At 67.9% G+C, this 17,857-nt stretch carries 17 protein-coding genes; 11 read left to right on the forward strand and 6 right to left on the reverse strand.

Annotated elements, in window-relative coordinates; genetic code table 11:
• Window positions 1–17 precede the first annotated feature (17 nt).
• Entirely contained in the window at window positions 18–704 is a 687-nt protein-coding gene (locus QU603_RS05095) for an ABC transporter ATP-binding protein (protein ID WP_308493411.1), read from the forward strand.
• The gene (locus QU603_RS05100) at window positions 701–2,230 is read left to right on the forward strand and encodes a hypothetical protein (protein ID WP_308493412.1); all 1,530 of its coding nucleotides are present in this window, start codon (window positions 701–703) and stop codon (window positions 2,228–2,230) included. Before QU603_RS05095 ends, QU603_RS05100 begins: the two co-directional genes overlap by 4 nt.
• 35 nt (window positions 2,231–2,265) lie before the next feature.
• Here QU603_RS05100 and QU603_RS05105 read toward each other — a convergent pair whose 3' ends face one another.
• From QU603_RS05105 to QU603_RS05115, 3 genes are read right to left on the reverse strand one after another with little or no spacing between them, the layout of a single operon-like run.
• Complete coding sequence (locus tag QU603_RS05105; protein WP_308493413.1) at window positions 2,266–2,931, reverse strand: hypothetical protein; 666 nt, start codon at window positions 2,929–2,931, stop codon at window positions 2,266–2,268.
• Complete coding sequence (locus QU603_RS05110; RefSeq protein ID WP_308493414.1) at window positions 2,928–3,398, reverse strand: SixA phosphatase family protein; 471 nt, start codon at window positions 3,396–3,398, stop codon at window positions 2,928–2,930. The genes QU603_RS05105 and QU603_RS05110 overlap by 4 nt, the downstream gene beginning before the upstream one ends.
• A gap of 33 nt (window positions 3,399–3,431) precedes the next feature.
• Entirely contained in the window at window positions 3,432–4,733 is a 1,302-nt protein-coding gene (locus tag QU603_RS05115) for a DUF445 domain-containing protein (RefSeq protein WP_308493415.1), read from the reverse strand.
• A 58-nt stretch (window positions 4,734–4,791) separates the two neighbouring features.
• Between QU603_RS05115 and QU603_RS05120 the strand changes: the two genes are divergently transcribed.
• Window positions 4,792–5,064: a metal-sensitive transcriptional regulator gene (locus QU603_RS05120; protein WP_308493416.1), complete on the forward strand. Its 273-nt coding sequence runs from the start codon at window positions 4,792–4,794 to the stop codon at window positions 5,062–5,064.
• Between the two features lie 57 nt (window positions 5,065–5,121).
• Here QU603_RS05120 and QU603_RS05125 read toward each other — a convergent pair whose 3' ends face one another.
• The gene (locus tag QU603_RS05125) at window positions 5,122–6,465 is read right to left on the reverse strand and encodes an MFS transporter (RefSeq protein ID WP_308493417.1); all 1,344 of its coding nucleotides are present in this window, start codon (window positions 6,463–6,465) and stop codon (window positions 5,122–5,124) included.
• Window positions 6,466–6,534: 69 nt separating this feature from the next.
• A complete protein-coding gene (locus tag QU603_RS05130) occupies window positions 6,535–7,557 on the reverse strand; it encodes an MBL fold metallo-hydrolase (RefSeq protein ID WP_308493418.1) in 1,023 nt (340 codons plus the stop codon).
• 96 nt (window positions 7,558–7,653) lie between these two features.
• On the opposite strand from QU603_RS05130, the gene QU603_RS05135 reads away from it, so the two are divergent.
• Window positions 7,654–8,565 (forward strand): LysR family transcriptional regulator, encoded by a 912-nt coding sequence (locus QU603_RS05135; RefSeq protein ID WP_308493419.1) that lies wholly within the window; start codon window positions 7,654–7,656, stop codon window positions 8,563–8,565.
• Between the two features lie 22 nt (window positions 8,566–8,587).
• A complete protein-coding gene (locus QU603_RS05140) occupies window positions 8,588–8,995 on the forward strand; it encodes a pilus assembly protein CpaE (RefSeq protein ID WP_308493420.1) in 408 nt (135 codons plus the stop codon).
• 22 nt (window positions 8,996–9,017) lie between these two features.
• Here QU603_RS05140 and QU603_RS05145 read toward each other — a convergent pair whose 3' ends face one another.
• On the reverse strand, window positions 9,018–10,229 hold the full coding sequence (locus QU603_RS05145; RefSeq protein ID WP_308493421.1) for an MFS transporter: 1,212 nt from the start codon (window positions 10,227–10,229) through the stop codon (window positions 9,018–9,020).
• Between the two features lie 362 nt (window positions 10,230–10,591).
• On the opposite strand from QU603_RS05145, the gene nrdH reads away from it, so the two are divergent.
• The 6 genes from nrdH (at window position 10,592) to QU603_RS05175 (ending at window position 17,855) form a co-directional block, all read left to right on the forward strand.
• Window positions 10,592–10,825: a glutaredoxin-like protein NrdH gene (nrdH, locus tag QU603_RS05150; RefSeq protein ID WP_308493422.1), complete on the forward strand. Its 234-nt coding sequence runs from the start codon at window positions 10,592–10,594 to the stop codon at window positions 10,823–10,825.
• Window position 10,826: 1 nt separating this feature from the next.
• Window positions 10,827–11,270, forward strand: a complete 444-nt coding sequence (gene nrdI, locus QU603_RS05155) for a class Ib ribonucleoside-diphosphate reductase assembly flavoprotein NrdI (RefSeq protein WP_308493423.1) — start codon at window positions 10,827–10,829, stop codon at window positions 11,268–11,270.
• Entirely contained in the window at window positions 11,252–13,423 is a 2,172-nt protein-coding gene (gene nrdE, locus QU603_RS05160; protein WP_370655330.1) for a class 1b ribonucleoside-diphosphate reductase subunit alpha, read from the forward strand. Before nrdI ends, nrdE begins: the two co-directional genes overlap by 19 nt.
• A gap of 70 nt (window positions 13,424–13,493) precedes the next feature.
• Complete coding sequence (nrdF, locus tag QU603_RS05165) at window positions 13,494–14,471, forward strand: class 1b ribonucleoside-diphosphate reductase subunit beta (RefSeq protein WP_308493424.1); 978 nt, start codon at window positions 13,494–13,496, stop codon at window positions 14,469–14,471.
• Between the two features lie 296 nt (window positions 14,472–14,767).
• Window positions 14,768–16,627 (forward strand): transketolase, encoded by a 1,860-nt coding sequence (locus tag QU603_RS05170; protein WP_308493425.1) that lies wholly within the window; start codon window positions 14,768–14,770, stop codon window positions 16,625–16,627.
• Window positions 16,620–17,855 (forward strand): NAD(P)/FAD-dependent oxidoreductase, encoded by a 1,236-nt coding sequence (locus QU603_RS05175; RefSeq protein ID WP_308493426.1) that lies wholly within the window; start codon window positions 16,620–16,622, stop codon window positions 17,853–17,855. The genes QU603_RS05170 and QU603_RS05175 overlap by 8 nt, the downstream gene beginning before the upstream one ends.
• Window positions 17,856–17,857: the final 2 nt, after the last annotated feature.

Genomic DNA, 17,857 nt, shown 5'->3' on the forward strand with positions numbered 1-17,857 from the left:
CCGATAGGCTGGCCACGATGTCTGCGCTCTTCCGTCCTCGTCGTCGCCGTTCGCCCGGAAGCACCGCCGAGCCGGTGCTCGTCGCCCGCCGGGCCGGATATACGATCGATGATCAGATCCTGCTGGATCCCGTCGATCTGTCGATCGTGCCGGGGGAGTGCATCGCCGTGCGCGGCGAGAACGGCGCGGGCAAGACGACGCTGCTGCGGCTGCTCGCCGGCCACGCGCGCCCCACCTCGGGCACGGTGCTGTTCCGCGGTGGCACGGTCGACGAGCGCCGTGCCGAGGTGCGCGCCCACATCAGCACCGTGATCGGCCCGCCCGACGTCTACCCCGACCTCACCGTGCGTGAGCAGCTGCGGCTGATCGCGACGTCGTGGCGGATGCCTCACCCCGAGGCCGACGCGAAAGTGGACGCCGTGCTGGCAGCGCTGGAACTCGCGCACCTGTCCGCGCGGTTCGCGCACGAACTGTCGTCGGGCCAGACGCAGCTGTACCACCTGGCGTGTGCGTTCACTCGTCCGTTCGATGTGCTGATCCTCGACGAACCCGAGCAGCGGCTCGATCCCGACCGTCGCGCGGTGCTCGCCGGCGTCCTGCGGGGCGTGCGCCAGCAGGGCGCGGCCATCGTGTTCGCCACGCACGACCCTCGCCTGGCTCAGAGCGTCGCCGACCGATCGCTGCGGCTGGAACCGGGGTTGTGAGCGTCATCCACGCCGACGCGCACGCGCTGAGAGCAAGCCGACGCGTCCTGCGCGAGCGCGCCGACCGTCCGCGCGCCTCCGACGTCGCCTATCGTGCCTACGTGACGGTGCTCGTGGGAGTGATCGTCCTCATCCCGTTCGGGCGCGCCGTGGTGCTCACCATGGCTGCCTCGCTGGCGACGGACGGTGTGCCGCCAGCGGCGGTGGCAGCCGGCGGGAGTCTGCTCTGCCTGGGACTGTTCCTCGCGGGGGCCGTGTGCGGGCCCGCGTTCGTCTCGATGCCGTATCTGAACGCGGTCGTGGACTCTTCGATCGACCGGCGGCTGACGCTGCGCCGCGCCCAGCTGCGTGGACAGATCATCGTCATGGTCTCCGTCGCGGCGGTTGCAGCGCTGGCCGTGATGGCCGCGTCGTCGGTGACGGTCGTGGGAGCGGTGGCGGCGCCCGTGGCAGCTGCCGCCCTGGGTTCGATCGCCGGATCGTTGTGGCTTGCCGGACAGCTGCGCCCGCCGTGGTGGGTGACGCTGATCATCTCGGTCTGGCTGGTGGCGGCCGCTGGTGCCGGGTTCGTCCCCGCCGTCTCGGACCTCGCCACGTGGGTGGCGCCCGGGGGATGGGCAGCCCAGGTCGGGGCCGGGACGGTCGGGGCCGGGATGCCGCAGTCCGCACTGTCCGTATCGACGCTGCTCGCGCTGGGCCTGCTGATCGTGACCGCCGCAGTCGGGTGGCTGGTCGCGGGCTCATGGCGCCGGCGGCTGCGCCGAGACGAGCTGGCCCGGCAGGCGCGTCGGTGGAGCGTCGTGGCGGCACTGTCGTTGAGCGCCGATGTGTCATCGGCGACGCGGGTGCTCGCAACCCCCGCGCACGGCGGCCGGCACTGGAACTGGACGATCGGTCGCACCGCGGCTTCGACGATCGTGCGCCGCGACGTGGCAGGGCTGCTGCGGGCGCCGGCGCGCACCGCGACCGCGGCGGTGGCCTGCGTGGGCTTGGGAGCACTGGTGGGGTGGGCGGCCGGCGGCGTGTTCGCCGTACTCGCCGCCGTCCTGCTCTACTTCGCTGTCGGCGGGTGGGCCACGGGACTGCGCACCGCCGCCTCATCGGTGGGTGCCGCCACGTTCTACGGCCTCGCCGACCGTGAACGGCTGCTGCTGCACACAATCGTGCCGGGCGTGGCATCCCTCGCCTTCTGTGCGGCTGGTGCCGCCCTCACCGGGGGAGTCGGCGGGGCGATTTGGGCCGCGGCCCTTGCGCTGTTCGTCGTGCTGCTGCAGGGTTTTGCGAGTCTGCGCGGTGCGCTTCCGAGCTATCTGCTCACCCCGATCCCGTCGCCGGTGGGCGACCTGGCGATCGTGAACGTGCTCGTGTGGATGGCCGACGCCGTGCTGCTGACCGCCGTCTTCGGTGGCATCGGCACCTACCTGGTCGCCTCGATTCCGGCTGCGGCTGCCCTGGCCCTCATCGGCGGTGTCGTGATCGCCGCCTTCTGGGCGGGCGCCCGCCTGCGCCACCGCACGCGCGGGTGAGTCATCGTCTCTGCCACGTTCTGCCCGGTGTGGGGTCAGACCCGAGCGGGCAGAAGCACGACCTCGCGGGTGCGGTCGGGCCACAGCACGGTGATCGCGTGGCCTCCGTCGGGGGTGGGCGCGAGCTCCACCTCGGGAATCGACAGCCCCGTGCGCAGGATGCGCATCGGCTTCTTGCTGCTGCCGACGATCTTCTCCTCGATCTGCGGCACAGCGGGGTCGTTCGCACCCAGCCGCACCGCGATGATCATCGGAAAACCCGTCGGCGGGTCCAGCACCGTCGCCGACGGCATCGGCGACATGCCACCGACGACGGCGAGTTCGCCGTCCCACGGCACGAGCATGCGCACCTCGGTGTGCACCGGGGCGCCATCGGCGTCGACGCGCACGTCCACTCCCTGGTGCACTTCGGTGACCACCGGCTGCGCACCGTCGGGCACACTCACCGCGTGCCCGGTCAGTCGCACCGCGTGCACGATGTTATGCACGGTGTCGTGCACCGTGTCGTTCGCGGCACCGTCGATACGCAGCATCCGCAGCTGCCAGTCGCCGCGGGTGGCCGTCATGGCCGTGATCGCCACCTGGCCGAGGCGGCCGTCGAGCTCTGCCCATGGCATCCCGTCGGTGACCGCGCCGTCGGCATCGAGCACGCCGACCGCGTTCGCGGGCAGTCCGCCCGTCTGGTCGCCCTGCCCGCTCATGCGCGCGGCGCCTGGAAGGTGAAGGATGCCGGATCCACCGCGGTCGCGACATCCCAGTCGGCGTCCCACGTGAACGTCGCGACGGCGCACGTCGGCATGTGCGCGATCGCCTGGCCCGACAACCGCGACGCCAGCACGGTCATGCCCGGGTCGTGCGCGACGACCATGACGGCGGCGGCCCCGGTGCGGGCGGCCCGCTCCAGGAGCGCGTCGGCCGGAGCGCCGTACAGGTCGTCGTCCAGGTCGACGGCGACACCCAGCGCCGCGCCGAACGCCTCAGCGGTGGTGCGCGCGCGCAGTGCGGTGCTGGCCACGATCACGTCAGGACGCCAGCCGGTCGCCGTGACCCGGGCGGCCATCGCAGGCGCATCGCGCAGCCCGCGCGCGTTCAGCGGCCGGTCGTGATCGGCGATCTCGGGGTCGCCCCAGTCAGATTTGGCATGACGCACGAGCGCGAGAGAGACCATGCCTCCATCATGCCGTCTCGCGCGGGTGCGATCTCACCCCAGAAGCAGCTGTGCCACCGTGTAGATCGCGAGCCCTGCCAGCGCTCCGATCACCGTGCCGTTCAGTCGGATGTACTGCAGGTCGCGCCCCACCATCAGCTCGATCTTCTCGGTGGTCTCGGCGGCGTCCCACCGCTCGATCGTGTCGGTGATGATCGAGGCGATGTCGTGGCGATAGCGCTCGACTCCGAACACGGCGGCGTCGGTGATCCAGCCGTCCACGCGTCGCTGCAGGGCGTCGTCGGTGCGCAGGCGCTCGCCGGCGTCCACGAGCGCGTCGGTCATGCGGCGGCGCAGTCCGCTGTCGGGATCGGCGAGCGCGCCGAGCAGTCCTGCCTTCACCGCCTGCCACGCCCGGGTCGCGAGCTCGCGCACGCGGGGGCTGTCGAACACGGCGCTCTTCGCGTTCTCGAGCTGCGCGATCATCGCCGGATCGTGCTGCAGCCGGTCGGCGAGGCGTCCGAGATACGCGTCCAGGGCCAGGCGGGCGGGATGCTGCGGGTCGGCCTGCACGGCATCCACGAATTTCACGGCCTCGCTGTAGACCGTGTCGTCGACGAACCTGTGGGCGATCTTGGGGACCCAGCCGGGCAGACGCCGCGAGACGAGGCCCTCGAACGCGGGCCGGTTCGCTGCCAGCCATGACGCGATGCTGTCCACGGCGAGGTCGACCGCACCGCGGTGGGCATCGGCATCCACCACTCTGGTCAGCCAGGCACCCGCCGGCGGCCCCCATTCCGGTGCGATCAGATGGTCGCGCGCCAGGTCGGTGATCAGGTCCTGCACGTCGGCGTCGTCGAGGGCCCGCAGCACTCCGGCGGCCATCGTCGATCCCTCGGCGGCAACCCGCTGCGCGTGCTCGGGCTGCGCGAGCCACGCGCCCAGCCGTGCGGCTATCGCGGCGGCCTCGAGCTTGGTGCGCACCACCGGACCCGACAAGAAGTTCGTCTCGACAAATTCTCCGAGCGTGCGGCCGATCTCGTCCTTGCGGGTCGGGATGATCGCCGTGTGCGGAATGGGCAGACCGAACGGATGCCGGAACAGCGCCGTGACGGCGAACCAGTCCGCAAGCGCGCCGACCATGCCGCCTTCGGCGGCTGCGCGCACGTACGCCAGGGCCGGCAGGCGCTCTTCGAACACGAACGAGACGGTGAACACGATCGCGAGGAACACCAGCGCGCTCAGCGCAATGGCCTTCATGCGCCGGAGTCCGCGCTTGCGCGCCTGATCGGCGGGAGAAAGCAGGGCGAAAGGGGTGCGCACCGTGCGCGTGGGTGCGGTCGGGGTGCGCGCCATAGGCCCATCCTCGCACCCGAGGGCACCACACGCGGGCGCGGACGGGTACCCTTGCCGCGTGATCGAAGACATCAAGAAGCGGGCCCTTCACCGCACGGCGATCCTGGAGGGACAGGTGCGAGGCCTCGCGAAGATGATCGAGAGCGAGGACTACTGCATGGACATCATCGGGCAGTCGCGCGCCATTCAGAAGGCGCTCGCCTCGCTCGACAAGCTGCTGCTGGAGAACCACCTGCGCACGCACGTGGCGCACATGTTCGAGAACGGCGGGGCCGAGCGCGAGCAGGCCGTCGCCGAGGTGCTGAAGGTCTACGACGTCGGCAACCGCTGATGATCACAGCGCGCACCGGTCGGGACCGGTGCGCGCTGTCAGCCATGGAATCGGTGGTCAGGCAGTGGCGTGGATGTCGACGTCCTTGCCTTCGGGGGCGATGAACATCGCGACAGCGGCCGCCAGGAGCACCGCGATCCAGAGCATCGCCACCGGCCACACAGCGCCGGTCGCGACCACGAAACCGGTTGCGATCAGCGGCGAGAACCCTGCACCGATCGTCGATGCCGACTGGTAGGCGGCAGAGGCGCCCGAGAAGCGCAGCGCGGTCGGGAACTGCTCGGCGACGAATGCGCCGACCGGCCCGTAGACCAGGCCCTGAACGAGCCCGTTGCCCAAGACGATCGCGATTGCGAAGCCCCACACGGTGCCCGTGCCCAGCAGCAGGATGATCGGGAAGGCCAGCAGTGCCCCCAGCACGCAGCCGGTGATGACGACGGTGCGCCGGCCGATGCGGTCGCTCACCTTGGCAGCCAGGATGCCGATCACGACGGTCAGCACAGCGGCGATGGCCTTCCAGTTCAGCACGCCGGTGCGGTCGGCGCCGTGGTCGACGGCCTCGGCGACGCCCCAGACGGTCATGAGTCCCTGCGTCGAGGTGAAGGCGAGCACGGCCAGCAGCGACAGCACGACCGCGCGCCAGTGGTTGCGCAGGACCTGTACGATCGGAATGCGGGTGCGCGTGGCTTCGGCGTGCTGCGCGAGACGCTGGAAGTTCGGGGTCTCGGAGACCTTCAGCCGGATGACCAGGCCCACACCCACCAGCACGATGCTGAACAGGAACGGCACGCGCCAGCCCCAGGTCAGGAACTGGTCGTCGGGCAGCACCGAGAACAGGCCGAGCATGAGCGTGGCGAGCACCGCTCCGACCGGACCTCCGGCGCTGGAGAACGCGGCGGCCAGACCGCGGCTGCGTGCCGGGGCGTGCTCGAGTGCGACCAGGGTCGCACCGCCCCACTCGCCGCCGACCGAGATCCCCTGCACGACGCGCAGGACGACCAGGGCGATCGGGGCGAGGATGCCGATCTGGGCCGTGGTGGGCAGTACTCCCATCAGGGTGGATGCCACGCCCATGAGCACGAGCGTCAGCACTAGCACGACCTTGCGTCCGCGAGTATCGCCGAAGTGGCCGAACAGGATCCCTCCGAGGGGACGGGCGATGTAGCCCACCGTGAAGGTCGCGATCGAGGCGAACAGCCCGAACTGTGCTCCCAGTCCTGCGAAGAACACATGGCTGAACACGATGCTGGCGGCCGTGGCATAGAGCACGAAATCATAGAACTCGATCATGCTGCCCATGAAGCTGGACACGATCACGCGCCGCATCTCGCGCGTGGTCAGCGACGGCTGGGTGCCGTCCGCGCTCACGTGCGCGTCGTGTGCGGGGGATCCGGAAGACATCTCTGCAACCGTATTGCGGGTCATCATCGACCTCTCTTGTCTGGGGTGGGTTTTCTGCGGTGGGTGGAATCAGACGGCGACCCGCGCGCGGGCGCCCTGAGGGACGAGGGTCTGCAGGTCATCGGGCACGATCACATCGCGGTCGTATCCGGTCTCGGCCAGCCACTGCCGTGTCGGCAGGTGACCGGGCACGAGATGGTGCAGGGCGAGGCGCGCGACTCCGGCCTCATGTGCGAGGTCGATCGCCTCGGCGGCGCTGGTGTGCGACTTGCGGTGGTGATCGATGGATGCCTGGGATGTGGCATCCGGTGCCCCGTTGTAGGTGCGGTTCACCCAGTCGAAGCTGATGGCCTCGTGCAGCAGCAGGTCTGCCCCGGTGGCCAGCCGTGCCATGTTCGGCGTCTTGCGAGTGTCGCCCGAGATGGCGATCGTGGTGTCGTCGGTGGTGAAGCGGAAGCCGAAGGCGGGAGCGATCGGCGGGTGCTCGACGAGGACAGCCTCCACGCGTACACGGTCGTCTTCGAAGATCGTGTACGGCTGCATGTCGGGGGTCATCGCATCGTTCGGGTGGTACCCGATGTCGGCGGGCACTGGGATGTCACGGGCGTCGAAGAGGTCGAACGGCGAGGGACGCAGCGCATCGAGCACACGGTCGTTGAGATCGGTGGCGTGCGCCTCCATCAGCAGCCGGAACATGTCGGCGGTGCCGGGGGTGGGCAGATGCGGGGCGACCGGCTCGGGTTTCACGAGCGCCCGGAGGGAGACCGGGGGAGTCATGCCGCGGTCGCCGGGGCCCAGGATCGGAATACGCGGCCCGGTGCCCGGCAGATCGAACATGCCGAACAGCGCGATGTTGGCGAGGTCGGTGGTGTGGTCGGAATGCAGGTGGGTGAAGAAGATGCCGCCCAGCTGATCCATCGCGAATCCGGCGCGCGTGAACTGGCGACCGGCGCCGAGGCCGGCGTCGACGAGGTAGACGCGGTCGCCGACGACGATCGCGGTGGAGATTCCGAAGCGTGCGTGCGCATCGATCGGGGTCCACCAGCGCGGGCCGCCGGCAGTGCCGAGCGTGACGACAGAGGTGCCGGTCATGTTCTCTCCCAGTTCGTTCGGGTGATGGATTCATCGTGCGCGCTGTGAAATCATTTGAAAAACGAGAAATATAGAACTAATACATAAGGAGAAGCGATGAATGGGGGTACGCTGCGGCAGCTCGAGTACTTCGTGGCCGCCGTCGAGACCGGCACGGTAAGCGCGGCCGCGGTGCGCTGCCAAGCGTCGCAGGCGGCGGTCTCGGCGGCATTGAACGACCTCGAGCGCGCCCTGGGCATGCAGCTTCTGGTGCGGCGCCCAGCGAAGGGTGTCACGGTGACCGGCGGCGGTCAGAGCGTGCTGCCGATCGCACGGCGGATGCTGGCCGATGCCGCGGAACTGGCCGATCTCGCCGCCGCCGAACACGGAGAGGTGGCCGGCCGTCTGCGCATCGCCTGCACGATCGCCCTGTCCCCGCGCGTTCTGCCCCTACTGGCCGCGCTGTTGACCGTTCGGTACCCGCGCGTCGAATTGGACGTGACCGATGGCCTGGCCACCGACGTGCAGGAGTGGGCGCGCGCCGGGGTCGCCGATGCCTGTCTGCTCTACCGTCGCCAGTTGGGTGAGGGGCTGGACGCGCGCACTGTGTGCGTGGTCGAGCCCTATGCAGTGCTGGCCGCAGATCACCCGCTGGCCGATCGCGACGACCTCGCACTCGAGGAGCTGTCGGGCGAACAGTTGATCATCGTGCGCGCCGCCGAGTCCAGCCGCGTCATCGAAGCGCTGATGGAAGATGCCGGCGTCGTGCCCCACGCGGGCTGGGCGTTCTCGAACCCCGAGACGGTCCGCGCGATGGTCGCGCACGGCCTCGGCTACTCGGTGTTCAGCGGCAGACCCAGCGGCACCGAGGCGTTCGATGGTCGGCGGGTGGCATATGTGCGCGTGCGCGACAGGGTGGCGCCGAACGAGGTCGTGCTGGCCGTGCCGCGCGGCCAGCGGCCGAACGCCCGACTGGATGCGCTGTGGAAACTGCTCGGCGAACCCGAGTTGCAGGCCGCGTTCGGCTGAACCGGCGGCATACTCTGAGGGGATGATCTCCACGGACCTCGCCCGGGCGCTGCGTGATGCCGGGCTGATCTGGCATCCGGCTTCCGGCGACCGGTTCCAGCTCGACGAGCCCGAGTTCGAGGCCGACGTGTTCACCGTCAGCGACATGACGATCGAGGCGCGTGTCTATTCGACCGGGGCGATTCTGGCGTTCAACGGCACGACCGAGTGGGCGCTGGATTCCGTCGCGCTCGATGACGCGCTCTGGCTGCCGTCCGAGGCGCAGCTGCGTGAACTGCTGCGCGGCACGTTCCGGGCGCTGCGGCGTCTGGCCGACACTTTCGCCGTCGACGTCGAGATCGCCGGCACCGCGCTGACATTCGAGCACCCCGAGCCCTCCGACGCGTATGCGATGGCGCTGCTGCAGCTCCTCGGGCGGGTGAACGACTGAGGTCACGGCGTGTGGCTGAGCGTCAGGTCGAGGTGATCGTGCGCACCGGCTCGGTGTCGGGCATGGGCGCTGCGTCCCGGAAGCGCAGGTCGGGAAATCCGCGCACGCACAGCACGGCAACGATCAAGCCCACCACGGCGAAAGCCGCCGCCGTCAGGTAGGCACCGCGCGGGCCCGAGCCGTCGATGAGGAATCCGGCGATCGCCGACCCCGCCGCCGCACCGATCAGCTGGCCCGTGCCGACCCATCCGAACGCCTCGGCGGTGTCGCTGAACTTGACGCTGGCCGTCGTCATGGCGAACATGACCGCCAGCGCCGGGGCCACTCCGATGCCGGCCACCAGCAGCGAGCCGCTGAGCCACCACACCGACAGCGAGAGTGTCGTCACGACCAGCCCCCCGGCCACGACGGCCATGCGCCGGGCCATCGCCCATCGTCCGATCGCGATGCCGCCCGAGACCAGACCGCCCGCGAGGCTTCCGATCGAGAAGATCGCCAGCACCAGGCCTGCTTCAAGGCCCCCTTCGCCGAACGTGGCGATGACGCCGGCCTCGACGGCCGCGCACGCGCCGATCAGCAGGAACCCCATGACGGTGGCCAGCAGCACGGCGGGCCGGGCCAGCACCAGGCCGAACCGGTGCCGGCTGCGGGGGATGCGCACGCGCCCGAGCTCGGGCGAGAGGATGAACCAGCTGCCGCCCGCCAGCAGGATCACGACGATCAACATGATGCCCACGACCGTGCTGATCTGCGTCGCAACGAGCGTGATCACCACCGGCGCGAGGATCCAGATGATCTCCTGCAGCGAGGCATCCAACGAGAAAAGCGGGGTGAGCTGACGTGAGTTGACCATCTTCGGGTAGATCGTGCGCACGGCGGACTGCACCGGAGGCGTGGACAGCCCTGACACGAGGCCCAGCGCCATGTAGGCGCTGATGGAGAGCGTGAACAGACCGATGCCGGCCAGGGCGATCGCGCAGACGACCATCGTCAGGGTCAGCACACGGCGCATGCCCCATCTGCCCATCCAGCGGCTCGTGATCGGCCCCGACACGGCCTGACCGACCGAGGCGGCGGCCAGCACCAGCCCCGCCGCGCCGTACGTTCCGGTGACGTGCTCGATGTGCATCAGCAGCGCGAGACTCGTCATTCCCGAAGGGAAGCGCGCGGTCAGCTGCGCGGCGATGATGCGCCCGACACCCGGCGTGCGCAGTAGGTCTCGGTATCCCGCCACGCATCACACGTTACCGGCGGTGGCGGACACGTTCGCGCCACGTCCACGACACGCCGGGAGTGCTGTCCACAGGCAAATCGATGTCGGAGGCCCCGCGTAGCGTGCGGCCTGTGGATGGATGTCGCGGTTCGGCCGGAAGAACCGCATGAATCAGGCTTTTCCGCGCCTCGGCGACACGCCGTGGGCTGTGGATGAAACGGTGGACAAGCTGTGTTGTACATGGGGAGAGCGGTGGAAAACTACAGGGATGTAACTACTATCCCTTGTGGTGCTTCTCAGTGTCTGTCCCCATATGTAGTATTGGGGGACCGGCGGGGGGAACTGCCGGAATGAGGGACCGAACGAGGGGAGAGACAGCCGACATGGCGATCACGGTCTACACGAAGCCGTCCTGTGTCCAGTGCAACGCGACGTACCGCGCTTTGGACTCGAAGGGCATCGAATATGAAGTGCACGACCTCACCGAGGACCCGGCAGCGCTCGAGCAGGTGAAGTCGCTCGGCTACCTCCAGGCGCCCGTCGTCATCACCGATGAGGACCACTGGTCGGGCTTCCGTCCCGACAAGATCGACGAGCTCGCCGCCCGTCTGGCCTGACATGCCCACCGCGGTGGCAGCGCCGCTCCTCGTCTACTTCTCCAGCATCTCGGGAAACACGGCGCGATTCGTCGAGAAGCTCGGTCTGCCGGCCCAGCGCATTCCACTGCACATGGGCCCGCACAGCACCGAGCCGCCGTTGCACGTGGATGAGCCCTTCGTGCTCGTCACACCGACATACGGCGGCGGACAGGGGCGCGGGCAAGAGCAAGGGGCCGTCCCCAAGCAGGTCATCAGGTTCCTCAACGATGAGGACAACCGCAAGTGGATCCGCGGAGTCATCTCCGCCGGGAACACGAACTTCGGTCAGTCGTTCTGTCTGGCCGGAGAGATCATCAGCCGCAAGTGCCGTGTGCCGCACTTGTACCGGCTCGAAGTGTTCGGCACGCCCGAGGACGTCGCGCGTGTGAGCGATGGATTGGAAAAATGGTGGAAGCTGCAGTGACGGAACAGGTTCCGTTCGAGACCGGGTTCAAGACCGATGCGCGGTTCGACGGGATGGACTACCACGAGCTGAACGCGATGCTGAATCTGTACGGCGCGAACGGAGAGATCCAGTTCGACGCCGACAAGCGCGCCGCGCGGGAGTACTTCCTGCAGCACGTGAATCAGAACACCGTGTTCTTCCATTCCCTCAAGGAGCGCCTCGACTACCTCGTCGAGAAGGAGTACTACGAGCCGGGCGTGCTCGCGAAGTACCCGTTCGAGTTCATCCAGAAGCTCAACGACCACGCCTACGCGAAGAAGTTCCGCTTCGAGACGTTCCTGGGCGCGTTCAAGTACTACACGAGCTACACGCTGAAGACATTCGACGGCAAGCGCTACCTCGAGCGCTTCGAGGACCGCGTGGTGATGACCGCGCTGGGGCTCGCCGACGGTGACCAGGACCTCGCCGTCGACCTCGTCGACGAGATCATCTCGGGTCGGTTCCAGCCGGCGACGCCGACGTTCCTGAACACCGGCAAGGCGCAGCGCGGCGAACTCGTGAGCTGCTTCCTGCTGCGCATCGAAGACAACATGGAGTCGATCGCCCGCGGCATCAACTCTGCGCTGCAGCTGTCCAAGCGCGGCGGCGGCGTGGCGCTGCTGCTCTCGAACATCCGCGAATCGGGGGCTCCGATCAAGCAGATCGAGAACCAGTCTTCCGGCATCATCCCGGTCATGAAGCTGCTCGAAGACAGCTTCAGCTACGCGAACCAGCTGGGTGCCCGTCAGGGCGCCGGCGCGGTGTATCTGAACGCCCACCACCCCGACATCATGCGGTTCCTCGACACCAAGCGCGAGAACGCCGACGAGAAGATCCGCATCAAGACGCTGTCGCTGGGCGTGGTCGTGCCCGACATCACGTTCGAGCTGGCCAAGACCGGCGACGACATGTACCTGTTCAGCCCGTACGACGTCGAGCGCGTGTACGGCGTGCCGTTCGGCGACATCTCGGTCACGGAGAAGTACCACGAGATGGTCGACGATCCGCGCATCAAGAAGACGAAGATCAACGCGCGCGAGTTCTTCCAGACCCTCGCCGAGATCCAGTTCGAGTCGGGCTACCCGTACATCATGTTCGAAGACACGGTGAACAAGGCCAACCCGATCAAGGGCCGCATCAACATGTCGAACCTGTGCAGCGAGATTCTGCAGGTGAACACGCCGACCACGTATCACGACGACCTGTCGTACGACCAGATCGGCAAGGACATCTCGTGCAACCTCGGCTCGATGAACATCGCTCTGGCGATGGACGGCGGCGACCTGGGCAAGAGCGTCGAGACGGCCATCCGTGGGCTGACCGCCGTCAGCAATCAGAGCCACATCTCGTCGGTGCGCTCGATCGAGGACGGCAACGACCGTTCGCACGCGATCGGCCTCGGGCAGATGAACCTGCACGGCTACCTCGCCCGCGAGCACGTGCACTACGGGTCCGAAGAGGGCCTGGACTTCACGAACATCTACTTCTACACGGTGCTCTACCACGCGCTGCGCGCGTCGAACCGGCTCGCCATCGAGCGCGGTGAGACCTTCGACGGCTTCGCCGATTCGACGTACGCGTCGGGGGAGTTCTTCGACAAGTACGTCGAGCGCGAGTGGGTGCCGAGCACCTCGAAGGTCAAGGAGATGTTCGTCGGGCACGCCATCCCCACACAGGAGGACTGGCGCGAGCTGAAGGCATCCATTCAGGAGCACGGCATCTACAACCAGAACCTGCAGGCGGTGCCGCCGACCGGATCGATCTCCTACATCAACAACTCGACCAGCTCGATCCACCCGATCGTGTCGAAGATCGAGATCCGCAAGGAAGGCAAGCTCGGTCGCGTCTACTACCCGGCGCCGTTCATGACGAACGAGAACCTGGAGTATTACCAGGACGCGTACGAGATCGGCCCTGACAAGATCATCGACACGTACGCCGTGGCCACTCAGCACGTCGACCAGGGCCTGAGCCTGACGCTGTTCTTCAAGGACACTGCGACCACGCGTGACGTCAACCGGGCGCAGATCTACGCCTGGCGCAAGGGCATCAAGACGCTGTACTACATCCGCGTGCGCCAGATGGCACTCGAGGGGACCGAGGTGGAGGGCTGCGTCAGCTGCATGCTGTGACAGCCGCCGGTCGCTGAGCGAGCGCAGCGAGAAGAAGCGCCGCACCGTGTACGTGAGAAAGAGAAATGACATGACACCCGAACCGCTCAAGCTCCTGGACAAGGTCCAGGCGATCAACTGGAACCGCATCGAGGACGAGAAGGACCTCGAGGTGTGGCACCGCCTGACCGGCAACTTCTGGCTGCCCGAGAAGGTGCCGCTGTCCAACGACGTGCAGTCGTGGAACACGCTGACGCCGGGTGAGCAGCTGGCGACGATGCGTGTGTTCACCGGGCTCACGCTGCTGGACACGATCCAGGGCACGGTGGGAGCCGTTTCGCTGATCCCCGACGCGATCACGCCGCACGAAGAGGCCGTGTACACGAACATCGCGTTCATGGAGTCGGTGCACGCGAAGAGCTACTCGTCGATCTTCTCGACCCTGGCCTCGACGAAGGACATCGACGAGGCGTTCCGCTGGTCGACCGAGAACGCGAACCTGCAGCGCAAGGCCAACATCGTGCTGGACTACTACCGCGGTGACGAGCCGCTCAAGCGCAAGGTCGCCTCGACGCTGCTCGAGTCGTTCCTGTTCTACTCGGGCTTCTACCTGCCGATGCACTTCTCCTCGAAGGCGAAGCTCACGAACACGGCCGACATCATCCGCCTCATCATCCGTGACGAGGCCGTGCACGGCTACTACATCGGCTACAAATACCAGAAGGGTCAGGAGCACCTGGACCAGGCGGCGCGCGACGAGCTGAAGGACTACACGTTCTCGCTGCTGTATGAGCTGTACGACAACGAGGTGCAGTACACGCAGGACCTCTACGACGGCCTCGGGCTGACCGAAGACGTCAAGAAGTTCCTGCACTACAACGCGAACAAGGCGCTCATGAACCTCGGCTACGAGGCCATGTTCCCCTCCACCGTCACCGATGTGAACCCGGCGATCCTGTCGGCGCTGTCGCCGAACGCCGACGAGAACCATGACTTCTTCAGCGGGTCGGGCTCGTCGTACGTGATGGGAAAGGCCGAGGCCACCGAGGACGACGACTGGGACTTCTGAGACTGTGGGCGCACGGCGGTGAAGAACGGCATCCTGCTCGCTGACGCGGAGCGCAGACGCGGCTCGGGCGGCAGGCAGGGTCCGTATCCGCCTCTGCCACCGCTGCCCGATCCGGGTCAGGCGGGGCCGCCGCCGACGCGCTGAGCGGCAACTGTGTCTTCTGTTCGCCGGCCGTGACCGACGCGTAGCCTGGTGACACGGCCGGATGTCGGCGGTGGATCGCCCAGGCGCAGCGTGAGCGCCCGAAGCACGACACCATGCGATCTCTGGCCGAACGGCAGTGAGGGAGCATGGACATGGATGACGAGCAGTTGTCGTTCGCGCGGGAGTTGGCGGCGCAGTTGCGGGTGGATTCGATTCGGTGCAGCACGCAGGCGGGTTCGGGGCATCCCACCTCGTCCCTGTCGGCGGCCGATCTGATGGCGGTGCTTCTGGTCGGTCACCTGCGCTACGACTGGGAGCGGCCCGCGCTGGCTGCCAACGATCACCTGATCTTCTCCAAGGGCCACGCCTCGCCGTTGCTGTATTCGATGTTCCGTGCCGTGGGTGTGGTGGACGAGGACGAGCTGATCAACACTTACCGGCAGTTCGGGTCCCGCCTGCAAGGCCATCCGACGCCGGTGCTGCCATGGGTGGACGTGGCCACGGGGTCTCTGGGGCAGGGGCTGCCGGATGCGGTCGGTGTCGCTCTGGCGGGCAAATACCTGGACCGGTTGCCGTTTCATACCTGGATCCTGTGCGGGGACAGCGAAACGGCGGAAGGTTCCATGTGGGAAGCGCTGGACAAGGCCAGCTACTACAAGCTGGGAAATCTGACGGCGATCATCGATGTCAACCGCCTCGGCCAGCGCGGTCCCACCGAGTTGGAATGGGACCTCGAGCGGTACGCAGCCCGGGTGAGGGCGTTCGGCTGCGCGCCGGTGATCATCGACGGACACGACCTGGCCGCAATCGACCAGGCATTGACCGAGGCGCGGACCTCGCAAGACGTTCCGACCGTGGTGCTGGCCCGCACGATCAAGGCCAAGGGTGTGCCCGAGATCGAGGATGAGAACGGCTGGCACGGCAAGGCGCTTCCACCGGAGATGGCCGAGCGCGCCATCGCTGCCCTGGGCGGCCGATCTGAGCTGCACGTGACCACGGCCGGTCCGGAAGCGGGGGAGCCGGCGATCGCGGCGAACCCGGAGGCTCAGGTCCTGCTTCCCACGTACGAACCAGGGCAGAAGGTTGCCACACGGGCGGCGTTCGGCGCCGCCATTGCGGCCCTGGCCGCGCGGCCTGAGATCGTGGTCATCGACGGGGAGGTGGGCAACTCCACGCATGCGGAGGAATTCGAGAAGGTCGCACCGGAGCGCTACTTCGAGGTGTTCATCGCGGAACAGCAGCTGGTGGCCACGGCGGTCGGCGTGGCGGTGCGCGGGTATGTCGCCTTCGCTTCGACGTTCGCCGTGTTCTTCTCCCGCGCGTTCGATTTCGTCAGGATGGCCGGGATCTCCCAGGTGGACATTCGCCTGGTCGGCTCCCACGCGGGAGTGGAGATCGGCCAAGACGGCCCGTCGCAGATGGCTTTGGAGGACATCGCCTCGCTGCGGGCGGTGCACGGGTCGATCGTTCTCTGTCCGGCCGATGCCTCCTGCGCGGTGAAACTGACCGCCGCGATGGCCGACACCGCTGGGATCGTCTACCTGCGCACCACGCGCGGAGCGTACTCGGTGCTCTACGGGCCTGAGGAGGACTTCCCCATCGGGGGATCGAAGACGCTTCGCGCCACGCCGGAGGATGACGTGACCCTGATCGGTGCCGGTGTGACCGTGCACGAATGCATCGCGGCGGCCGAAGAACTTGCCGGTGTCGGTGTCAGCGCGCGGGTCATCGACCTGTACTCGATCAAGCCGTTGGACCGAGACACCCTCATTCGCGCCTGCCGCGACACCGGCGGCCGCTTGGTCGTGGCCGAGGACCACTATCCCGAGGGCGGCATCGGCAGTGCCGTGCTCGAAGCCCTCGCCGACGCCGACGTGCCCGTTCGTCTGGCCCATCTGGCGGTCAAAGACCTCCCGACGTCGGGGACACCGGCCGAGCTGCTCAATGCCGCCGGCATCTCCGCACGCCACATCGCTGACGCCGCTCGCCGGCTGGTCGGCGACCATGACTGACGCAACCGACGCACAGCAGATGGTCATCGTCGGCGCGGGGCTGGCCGGCACGGGTGCGGCGGCAACGCTGCGCAAAGAGGGCTACACGGGCCGGGTCGTGCTGATCAGCAGCGATGCCGCACAGCCCTATGACCACGTTCCTCTGTCGAAGAACCACCTGCGAGACGAGCCGGGGTACCACCGACTGTTCCTGCACGACCCGGCGTTCTACCGCGAGCAGCGCATCGACCTGAGGCTCGACACGACGGTGACCGCGATCGATGCCGCAGCCCATCGCATCCGGACAGACGGGGGCGGAGGCGTCGCCTATGACAAGCTGCTGCTGGCCACCGGTTCGCACAACCGCCCGCTTGAGCTTCCGGGCAGCGACCTGGACGGAATCTTCTCCCTGCGGACACTGGGGGAGGCCGACCGCCTCAAGGCAGCACTGGCACGCGCTCGGCGTCTGGTCGTCGTCGGCGCCGGCTTCGTCGGCTGCGAGGTCGCCGCGTCGGCGCGGCAGCTCGGGGTGGATGTGACTCTGGTCGGCAGCCGGGAGCTGCCGATGCTGCACGTCCTGGGCCCGGTCGGTGCCGCCTACTACCGCGACGTGCACCAGGCCCACGGCGTTCACCTGTGCATGCCCGCGACGGCATCCGAGTTCCGCGGCACCGATGGTCGGGTGCGCTGGGTGGTGCTCTCGGACGGCACCGAGCTGCCGGCAGACGTCGTCGTGGTCGGCGTCGGCGCGCTGCCGGACGTGCAGCTGGCCGAGGCGGCGGGTATTCCCGTGGACGACGGCATCCTCACCGATGACACGCTCGCCACCGGCGTGGCTGACGTGTACGCGGCCGGCGATGTGGCGGCCGTGCCGTATCGCGCACTGGGCCGGCGGTTGCGGGTCGAGCACTTCGCCACCGCGCTGTCTCAAGGGCCCGTCGCCGGCCGGAACATGCTGGGTGGCAACGTCCCTTACGGCGCGGTCCCGTTCTTCTTCTCCGACCAGTACGACGTGTGGATGGAATACACCGGGCACAACACCGGCGATACCGACACGGTGATCCGCGGCGATGTCGCGGACGGTCGATTCGTCGTGTTCTGGCTGCGCGGCAGTCAGCTCGTCGCCGCGATGAACATCAACATCCGCGGCGTGCCCGACATCGTCACTCCGTTGATCGCCGAGGGTATTCCGGTCGACCGGGCAGCGCTCGTCGATCCGAAGACCGATCTCGCGTACGTGGCGGGGTAAGC

It is taken from the genome of Microbacterium terrisoli (assembly GCF_030866805.1).
Lineage (GTDB): Bacteria > Actinomycetota > Actinomycetes > Actinomycetales > Microbacteriaceae > Microbacterium > Microbacterium terrisoli.